General features: G+C 62.7%; 4 protein-coding genes. 3 read left to right on the top strand and 1 reads right to left on the bottom strand.

Annotated elements, in window-relative coordinates; all coding sequences use genetic code 11:
* Positions 1–29: 29 nt before the first annotated feature.
* Positions 30–971, top strand: a complete 942-nt coding sequence (locus AB4Z11_RS27605; RefSeq protein ID WP_442029037.1) for a D-2-hydroxyacid dehydrogenase — start codon at positions 30–32, stop codon at positions 969–971.
* Between the two features lies 1 nt (position 972).
* Here AB4Z11_RS27605 and AB4Z11_RS27600 read toward each other — a convergent pair whose 3' ends face one another.
* Entirely contained in the window at positions 973–1881 is a 909-nt protein-coding gene (locus tag AB4Z11_RS27600; protein WP_442029036.1) for a LysR family transcriptional regulator, read from the bottom strand.
* Between the two features lie 256 nt (positions 1882–2137).
* On the opposite strand from AB4Z11_RS27600, the gene AB4Z11_RS27595 reads away from it, so the two are divergent.
* On the top strand, positions 2138–2806 hold the full coding sequence (locus AB4Z11_RS27595) for a polyphenol oxidase family protein (RefSeq protein WP_442029035.1): 669 nt from the start codon (positions 2138–2140) through the stop codon (positions 2804–2806).
* On the top strand, positions 2803–3187 hold a 385-nt coding region (locus AB4Z11_RS27590), incomplete at its 3' end, for an MBL fold metallo-hydrolase (RefSeq protein WP_442029034.1). The genes AB4Z11_RS27595 and AB4Z11_RS27590, both read left to right, overlap by 4 nt.

Here is a 3187-nt window from a genome sequence, read left to right as displayed (position 1 = left end):
CCGCAACCCGTATCGTTAGAGGCAATCGTATGACCCACCGCATCGTCTTCCTGGACCGCGACAGCATCATCGCGGACATTCGCCGTCCTTCGTTTGCCCATGAATGGGAAGAGTATCCCTCCACCAGCGCGGCGCAAGTTGCCGAGCGCCTGCGCGGCACCACCATCGCGATTACCAATAAAGTCCCGGTGCGCGCCGACACGATCGCGCAGCTRCCGGAGCTGAAGATGATTGCCGTTTCCGCGACCGGCACCGATAACGTGGACCTGGCGGCAGCGCGTGAGCGCGGCATCCTGGTGTCGAATATCCGCGGCTATGCCCATGCGACCGTGCCCGAACACACCTTCGCCCTGATGCTTGCGCTGCGCCGCCAGTTGCTGGCCTATCGCGCCGACATCGAAGCGGGCCTGTGGGAAAAGGCGGACCGCTTCTGTCTGTTCCACCATCCAATCCGCGACCTGCACGGCAGCCGGCTTGGCCTGTTTGGTTACGGCGCTTTAGGCAAGCAAGTCGCACACCTGGCCCGCGCCTTTGGCATGGAGGTCGTCGTGCACACACGCACGCCGGTCGAGGGCGAACATAATGTGAGCTGGGACGAACTGGTGGAAACGTCCGACGTCCTGAGCCTGCACGCGCCCTTGACCGACGCCACCCGCAACATCATCGGCGCCGCCGAACTGGCGCGCATGAAGCCAGGCGCCATCCTGATCAACACGGCGCGCGGCGGCCTGGTTGACGAAGCAGCGCTGGCCGATGCGCTGCGCGGCGGCGTGATCGCCGGCRCCGGCTTCGACGTGCTGTCCAAGGAACCGCCAGTGCCGGACAACCCGCTGCTGCATCTGAACCTGCCCAACTTCATCCTCACCCCGCACTCCGCCTGGGCCAGCGGCCAGGCCATGCAAGGCCTGGCCGATCAACTGATCGACAACATCGAAGCCTTCGTGCGCGGCGCACCGGCCAATCTGGTCTGATTCAAAGGCTGAGAAGCGGCTGGCCGAGGCGCTTTTTCAGGAAGTCGATGAACAGGCGGCTGCGTGCGGGGAGCTGGCGGGTGTCCGTCACTGCGTGCACCAGCACCGGGTCCATTTCCCAATCGGGCAGCACACGTTGCAGGCGGCCGGTTTGTACTTCGAGGCTGGCCATTTGCGGATCGACTGCCGTGATGCACAGGCCTGCCGCCGCCAGCGACAAGGCAACCGCAGCGTTGTTGGTGCCGTAGCGCGCTTCCGCCTCCACCTGCACCGTTTCGCCGCCGCGGCGCATGGTGCGCCAGATGTCGGGCGAGCGTGCATGCGTCGAGCGGCCGCACAGTACGTGCCTGGCCAGATCGTTGGCGTGATTCAGCGGCGGCGAGCGGCGCAGATAGTCGGGCGAGGCGTACATATAGCGCGGCAGGGCCGCAATCTGGCGCACGATCAGGCGCGACGGCGTGGTCGGCGCCGGGCCAAGGCGGATGGCCAGGTCATAGGGCTCCGACTGCAAATCCACCATATGCGTTGATACGTCGAAGTCGAACTTGATCATGGGGTAGTCGCGGGCGAATTCCGGCATGATGGGCGCCAGATAGCCGACCGCAAAACTGGATGTCAGCGACACGCGCAACAAGCCCATCGGCCGCTCGGCCAGATCCAGCAAGGCCTCGTGCGCGCTCAGGGCTTCTTCCACGATGCACTCGCAGCGCTTGAAATAAGTCTCACCGGCTTCGGTCAGTTCGACCCGGCGCGTGGAGCGGTTCAGCAGTTTCAGTCCGATCGCCTTTTCCAGCTCGGCGATATTGCGGGACAGGGTGGAATTCGGCATGTCCAGCACTTCGGCCGCGCCGCGGAAGCTTTTGTGGCGGGCGACTTCCACAAACAGCCGCATATAGTTCAGTACGTCCATCGATTGCTCCATTTTCGGGATACTCAATTCAATTATACGTATTTATCCCAATGGCGAAACAATGCAAAATGGATACTCACTTGCAAAGGAGGAATCGAAATGCTCACTGCTTTCACAAACGATGTCCGCTGCAACCCGGTCGCCACCAAGGGCGAATTCAAGCGTGCGTTCTGGCGCCAACTGTTCAAAATCCTGGGCGGGCTGATCCACTTCTAGGCTATGATTGCCGCTTTGGCAAACGTGGTCGGAGTGGCTGTTGATTTCTAGTGCGTTGTTGGACGGGATTCCCGGAGTCCGTTACGGCTTCGGCCGAGCGGATGAGCTGGTGCCGCAAGCGCTGCAGAGCTTGTGGGACCTGCGCCCCATCAAGAAACAGGTGCATGGCATCCACGCTGCGCACATCACCACGCCGCGGCAGGAAGTCGGCCACGCCGACGCTTTCTATACCAGCCAGCCGGGCATCCCGGTCAGCGTGATCACGGCTGATTGCGTGCCGCTGCTGCTGGCGCGCCGCGATGGCGGCAAAGTAGCAGCCGTCCATGCCGGATGGCGCGGACTTTACGACGGCATCATCCCTTCGGTGCTGGATACGCTGCACGGCGGCGAGGACTGGGTTGCCGTCATTGGTCCAACCATCTGCGCGCCATGCTATGAAATCAGCGAAGAACTGGCGGCTGATTTCGCGCGGCGTTTTGCCGGTATGCCGCGTGAAGCCGTACTGCCCACCCATCGCCACCTCGATCTGCGCGCCGTCGCCGAGCATCAGTTGCGGCAGGCGGGCGTGACGCACATAGAACACGTCGGCGGCTGCACCTGCTGCGGCCGGGACAAGCAAGGCGGAACGACCTTCCGCAGTTACCGGCGGGGCGACCGCAACTCGCAGCAGCACGCCGGCCTTTATATCACCCACAAGGAGACAACTTGAAAGCTCTCGCAGCAATGATCCTGGCCGCGCTGTCCGCGTCGGCCATGGCTGGCGCGCCTGAATGGAGTGCGCCGCACCAGCCTTTCCAGATTTACGGTAATACCTATTATGTGGGCACGGAAGGCATCAGCGCCGTGCTGATTACTTCGCCGAAAGGCCATGTCCTGATCGACGGCGCTACGGGAGAAGGCGGCAAAGTCATCGCCGATAACGTGAAGACGCTGGGCTTCAAGATGAAGGACGTGAAAGTCATCCTGAATTCGCATGCACATTACGACCACTCGGGCGGCATCTCCCACCTGCAAAAGCTGAGCGGTGCGAAAGTGCTGACCGGTGCCGAGGGCGCCAAAGCCCTGAGCAGCGGCACGACCGCGCCGGAAG

The organism is Pseudoduganella sp. RAF53_2, assembly GCF_052113985.1.
GTDB lineage: Bacteria > Pseudomonadota > Gammaproteobacteria > Burkholderiales > Burkholderiaceae_D > Rugamonas.
The sequence above is the reverse complement of the archived record's forward strand: the minus strand, read 5'-3'. Positions and strand labels throughout refer to the sequence as shown.

Excerpts from the sequence above, each read along its gene's own strand:
- AB4Z11_RS27600 (WP_442029036.1), bottom strand. The coding sequence starts at position 1,881 with ATGGACGTACTGAACTATATGCGGCTGTTTGTGGAAGTCGCCCGCCAC.